The organism is Kitasatospora sp. NPDC005748, from assembly GCF_040630735.1.
Lineage (GTDB): Bacteria > Actinomycetota > Actinomycetes > Streptomycetales > Streptomycetaceae > Kitasatospora.
This window is the reverse complement of the sequence record NZ_JBEXYD010000128.1, coordinates 1-6,354: the sequence shown is the minus strand read 5'-3', so window position 1 is coordinate 6,354 and position 6,354 is coordinate 1. Positions and strand designations below refer to the sequence as shown.

The window sequence follows — 6,354 nt, the reverse complement described above, 5'->3', positions numbered from 1 at the left end:
GAGGACACCGCCGAACGCCTCGGCCGCCCCGTCTCCGGCCACGGCCGCGCCCGCGTCAACAGCTCCACCGCACCCGACGACCAGTCCACCTGCCCGGTCCGCTCGTCCGCGTGCAGGGTCTTCGGCAGCACCCCGTGCCGCATCGCGAGGACGGCCTTGATGACCCCGGTGACACCGGCGGCGAACTGGGTGTGGCCGAGGTTCGACTTCACCGAGCCCAGCCAGGCCGGGTGCTCCTGCGGCCGGCCCTGGCCGTAGGTGGCCAGCAGCTCGACGGCCTCGATCGGGTCGCCCAGCGCGGTGCCGGTGCCGTGCGCCTCCAGCAGGTCGACCTGGTCCGGCGTCAGCCGCGCCTCGGCGAGGGCCTGCCGGATCACCCGGCGCTGCGCGGCGCCGTTCGGCGCGGTCAGGCCGTTCGACCTGCCGTCCTGGTTGATCGCGCTGCCCCGGAGCACCGCGAGCACCGGGTGGCCGAGGCGGCGGGCGTCGGAGAGCCGCTCCACCAGCAGCAGGCCGACCCCCTCGGCCATGCTCATGCCGTCGGCGCCGGCGCCGAACGCCTTGGAGCGGCCGTCACGGGCCAGGGCCCGCTGGCGGGCCAGCTCCAGGATGCCGTCCAGGGTGGACATCACCGTCACCCCGCCGGCCAGGGCGAGGTCGCACTCGCCCTGGCGCAGCGAGCGGGCCGCGAGGTGCAGCGCGACCAGCGAGGACGAGCAGGCCGTGTCCACCGTGACGGCCGGCCCCTCCAGCCCGAGCGTGTAGGAGACCCGACCGGAGGCGACGCTGCCCGAGCGGCCGTTGCCCAGGTAGCCCTCCAGCCCGTCCGGCACCCGGCCCAGCCGGGTGCCGTAGTCGTGGTAGCCGAGGCCCGCGAAGACGCCGGTCCGGCTGCCGCGCAGGGAGTGCGGGTCGATGCCCGCCGCCTCGACGGCCTCCCAGGACGTCTCCAGCAGCAGCCGCTGCTGGGGGTCCATCCCGAGCGCCTCGCGCGGCGAGATGCCGAAGAACTCCGCGTCGAACTCCGCGACGTCCGTCAGGAAGCCGCCCTGCCGGACGTAGAACGTGCCGGGCACGTCCGGGTCGGGGTCGTACCGGCCGTCGATGTCCCAGCCGCGGTCCCGGGGCAGGTCGGCGATCACGTCCGCGCCGTCGGTCAGCAGCGCCCAGAGGTCCTGCGGGGTGCGCACCCCGCCCGGGAGGCGGCAGGCCATGCCCACGATCGCGATCGGTTCGGGCGCGGGGTCGACGAGTTCGGCGTTCTGCCGGCGCAGCAGCTCGTTCTCCTTCAGCGAGAGCCGCAGGGCTTCGACGAGGCGGTCCTGGGTCTCGGCCATCTTTCCTCCACTGGCGGTTCCGGGTCGGTCGGCATGCGGGGCCCGGGCGGGCGGACCGGCCGGGCGGTCGGGGCGCGGCGTCATGTCGCGCTGCCGAACGCGCGGGCGATCAGGTCTTCGGCGTCCATGCCGTCGAGCCGGTCGAGCTCGTCCTCCGCGACGGGCGCCGGGTCGGACGTCGGGTCGGACGTCGGGTCGGTTGCCGAGACAGGGGACGGCTCGGGGGACGGCCCGGGGGACGCTGCGGGGGCCGGGGCCTCCTCGGCGAGGCCCAACAGCACGTCGAGCAGGCCCAGTTCCCGCAGCCGGTCGAGCGGCAGCGCGGCGAGGGTCCGGCGGATCCCGTCCTCGTCGGCGCCGGTACCGGGCACCGCGGCGGCGACGGCCCCGGGCGCCTCCCCGCCGGGGAAGAGCTCCCGCCGCAGCCGCTCGGCGAGTTCGCGCGCGCTCGGGCTCTCGAAGACCACGGTGGCGGGCAGCCGCAGCCCGGTCGCCGTGTTCAGCCGGTTGCGCAGCTCGACGGCGGTCAGCGAGTCGAAGCCGAGGTCCTTGAAGGGGCGGTCCGCCCCCACCAGGTCCGGCCCGTCGTGGCCGAGCACGGTGGCGGCGTGGCCCCGGACCGCCCGCAGCAGGACGCGGGTGCGTTCGGCCGCGGGCAGCCTGGTCAGCCGCAGGACGAGCGAACCGTCCTCCGGCCGGCCGGTGCCGGCCGGCCGGCGCGCCGGGGCGACCAGCTCGCGCAGCAGCGGGGGGACGTCCCCGCCGCGCTCGCGCAGGCCGGCCAGGTCGAGCGGCGCGGCCACCAGCGTCGACCGGTCCAGCCGGACCGCGGCGTCGAACAGGGCGAGGCCCTGCTCCGGGGTCATCCCGAGGGCGCCGCTCCTGGCCAGCCGGCCGTGGTCGCTCGCGCCGAGGTGTCCGGTCATCCCGCTGCGGGGCTCCCAGAGCCCCCAGGCGAGCGAGAGCGCCGGCCGGCCGGCCTCCCGCCGCCGGGCGGCGAGCGCGTCCAGGAAGGCGTTGGCCGCCGCGTAGTTGGCCTGCCCGGGGCTGCCGAAGACACCGGCGGCCGAGGAGTAGAGGACGAAGGCGGCGAGGTCCTCACCGGCGGTGAGCTCGTGCAGCGCGAGTGCCGCGTCGGCCTTGGGCCGCAGCACCGCGTCCAGTTGCTCGGCGGTCAGGGACTCCACCACGCCGTCGTCGAGCACGCCCGCGGTGTGCACGACGCCGCTCAGTGGCGGTCGGACCCCGGCGAGCAGCTCCCGCAGCGCGTCGCGGTCGGCGGTGTCGCAGGCCGCGATGGTCACCTCGGCGCCCAGTTCGCGCAGCGAGGCCTCCAGTTCACCGGCACCCTCGGCCGCCGGGCCACCACGGCCCACCAGCAGCAGATGCCGCACCCCGTACGCCGTCACCAGGTGCCGGGCCAGCAGCGACCCCAGCGTGCCGGTACCACCGGTGACCAGCACCGTGCCCTCGGGGCCCAGCTGCCGGGGGACGGTCAGCACGACCTTGCCGACCAGCTTGGCCTGGCTCAGCTGCCGGAAGGCCTCGGGTGCCCGCCGGACGTCCCAGCAGGTCGTCGGCAGCGGCGACAGCACGCCCTGCTCGAAGAGGTCCACCAGTTCGGCCAGCATCTGCTGGATCCGGTCCGGTCCGGCGGCCGCCACCAGGTCGAACGCCCGGTAGGTCACGCCCGGGTGCGCGGCAGCCACCTCACCGGCGGCGCGGACGTCGGTCTTGCCCAGCTCGACGAACCTCCCGCCGCGGGGCAGCAGGCGCAGCGAGGCATCGACGAACTCCCCCGCGAGGCAGTCCAGGACGACGTCCATCCCGCGCCCGCCGCTGGCCGCCAGGAACGCCTGCTCGAAGCCGGTGGTCCGCGAGTCGGCGATGCGGTCGTCGTCGAGGCCGAGCGAGCGCAGCGCCGGCCACTTGCCCCGGCCGGCCGTGCCGTAGACCTCGGCGCCCCGGTGCCGGGCCAGTTGCACGGCGGCCGTTCCGACGCCGCCGGCGGCGGCGTGGATCAGCACCGACTCGCCGGGGCGCAGGCCGGCCAGCTCGTACAGGGCGTAGTAGGCCGTCAGGAAGGCGACCGGCATGGCCGCCGCCTCGGCGAACGACCAGCCCTCGGGAATCCGGGCCACCAGCCGGGCATCGGCCACCGCGACCGGTCCGAAGGACTTGGGCAGCATGCCGAGGACGCGGTCCCCGGGGGCGAAGCCGGTCACCCCCGGGCCGGTCTCCAGCACCACCCCGGCGCCCTCGCCGCCGAGGTACGCCCCCGGGTCCGGGTACATCCCCAGCGCGACCAGGGTGTCGCGGAAGTTCAGTCCGGCCGCGCGGACCGCGATCCGCAGCTCACCGGCGGCCAGCGGCGCGAGCGCCTCGGGGTGCGGGGCGAACGCCAGGCCCTCCAGGGTTCCCGACGCGTCGGCGGTCAGGTGCCAGGCGGGCGGGTCGGGCCGCTCAGACGGGTCGGGCAGCTCAGTCGGGTCGGGCAGTGCCAGTTCACCCCGGGCCGCCACCGCCCGGGCCAGCCGGGGGGCGTGCAGTACGCCGTCGCGGACAGCGAGTTGGGGCTCGCCGGTGGCGACGGCGGCGTCCAGCAGCCCGGGGGCGGCGGGATCGTCGTCGAGGTCGACGAGGACGAACCGGCCGGGGTGCTCGGCCTGGGCGGAGCGGAGCAGCCCCAGTACGGCGGCGCCCACCGGGTCCGGCGCGCCGTCCGTCGCCCGGGCGGCCACCGCACCGCGGGTCACCACGGCCAGCGGGCCGGCGTCGGCCGGGGTTTCGGCCAGCCTGGCCCGGACCTCCGTCAGTGCGTGCCGGACGGCGTCCCGGACGGCCCGGGCCGGGTCGGCGTCGCCCGCCGCGGTGACCAGGATCCGCGCCGTCCGCGCGACCGGTCCGGCCGGGAGCGGCAGCGGCTGCCAGGCCACGTCGAAGAGCGCGTCGGGGGCCACCGCCTCGCGCTGCGCGAGCGCGCCGCCCGGGATCTCCCGGACCAGCAGCGAGGCCGCCGAGGCCACCGGACGGCCGTCCTCGTCGGCGACCAGCAGCGACACGCTGTCCTCACCGGTCGGCACGAGCCGGACCCGCAGCGCCGTGGCGCCCGAGGCGTGCAGGCGGAACCCGCTCCACGAGAAGGGGAGCCGGGCGGCGCCGCCGACGCCCTGGAGCGCCCAGGCGTGCAGGGCGCTGTCCAGCAGGGCGGGGTGCAGTCCGTAGCGCCCGGCCCCGGCGCGCTCGGACTCCGGGAGGCCGACCTCGGCGAAGAGCTCCGGACCGCGCCGCCAGAGGGTCCGCAGGCCGCGGAACGCCGGTCCGTAGCGGTACCCGGCCTCGTCGAGGCTCTCGTAGAAGCCCGCGGTGTCCACCGCGACCGCACCGGCGGGGGGCCAGGCGGCCAGGTCGGCCGGCTCCTCCACGGGGTCGGCCGGGGCGAGGGTCCCGGAGGCGTGCCTGGTCCACGGCCGCCCCTCGCCCGGGCGGGCGTGGACGGTCACCGTGCGCCGTCCGGTGTCGTCGGCGTCCCCGACCGCGACCTGGATGCCGACCGCCGCCCGCTCGGGCAGCGCCAGCGGCGCCTCGATGACCAGTTCCTCGACGACCGGGCAGCCGGCCTCGTCACCGGCCCGGACGGCCAGCTCGACGAAGGCCGTCCCCGGCAGCAGCACCGTCTCCCGCACGGCGTGGTCGGCGAGCCACGGGTGGCCGCGCCGCGACAGCCGGCCGGTGAGCAGCAGGCCGTCACCGCCCGCCGGGGCGACCACGGCGCCGAGCAGCGGATGGCCGGCGTCCCCCAGCCCGAGGCCGACGGCCGAGCCGCCCTGCTCGTCCGCCGCGGTCCGCACCCAGTAACGGCGGCGCTGGAAGGCGTAGGTGGGCAGTTCGACCGGGCGGCCGCCGGCGGTGGCGGCGCTCCAGTCGACCGGGACACCGGCAGCCCAGAGCCCGGCCACCGAGGCCAGCAAGCGCTCCGGCCCGCCCTCGTCGCGGCGCAGCGTGCCCGTCACGGTGGCCGTGGCCTCCGCGCTCTCGACGGTGTCCTGGATGCTGGTGGTCAGCACCGGGTGGGGGCTGACCTCGACGAAGACCCGGTGGCCGTCGTCGAGCAGCGCCCGGGTGGCGGCCTCGAACTCCACCGGCTGCCGCAGATTGGCGTACCAGTAGGCGGCGTCCAGCTCCCGCCCCTCCATCGTCTTCCCGGTCGTCGAGGAGTAGAACGGCACCTCGGCCGGTCCCGGCTCGACCGGCGCGAGCACCGCCAGCAGTTCCTCGCGCAACCGCTCCACCTGCGAGGTGTGCGAGGCGTAGTCCACCGGAATCCGCCGGGCCCGCACCCCGTGCTCCTGGCAATGCGTCAGAAGCTCGTCCAGCGCCGCCGGTTCACCGGCCACCACCGTGCCCGCCGGGCCGTTCAGCGCCGCCACCTGGATCCGGTCCCGCCAGCGGACGATCAACTCACCGACCTCACCGGCGGGCAGCGGAACGGACACCATCCCCCCGCGCCCGGCCAACCCGGTCAACGCCCGACTGCGCAACGCCACGATCCGCGCCGCGTCCGACAGCGACAACACACCCGCCACACACGCCGCCGCGATCTCCCCCTGCGAATGCCCCACCACCGCCGACGGCTCCACACCGTACGACCGCCACAACTGCGCCAACGACACCATCACCGCGAACAGCACCGGCTGCACCACGTCCACCCGCTCCAACGACGGAGCACCGGGCACACCACGCAGCACATCGAGCAGATCCCAGTCGACGAACGGCCCCAACGCCTCCGCACACTCCGCCAACCGCGCCGCGAACACCGGCGACTCCGCCAACAGCTCCACACCCATCCCGACCCACTGCGAACCCTGCCCCGGAAAGACGAACACCGTCCGGTCGTCGGCCGTCGCCCGGGCCCGCACCGTCGCGGCGGCGGGCCGGCCCTCGGCCAGCGCGTCCAGGCCGTGCAGCAGCGCCGCCCGGTCCGCGCCCAGGACCGCGGCCCGCTCCGGCAGCGCCG

At 76.8% G+C, this 6,354-nt stretch carries 2 protein-coding genes; both read right to left on the bottom strand.

Annotated elements, in window-relative coordinates; genetic code table 11:
• Positions 1-1,337: beta-ketoacyl synthase N-terminal-like domain-containing protein (locus ABZ495_RS36640; RefSeq protein WP_359840316.1), on the bottom strand; the 1,337-nt coding region annotated here is incomplete at its 3' end.
• An 80-nt stretch (positions 1,338-1,417) separates the two neighbouring features.
• Positions 1,418-6,354 (bottom strand): SDR family NAD(P)-dependent oxidoreductase (locus tag ABZ495_RS36635; protein ID WP_359840314.1); only part of this gene is annotated, 4,937 nt, incomplete at its 5' end.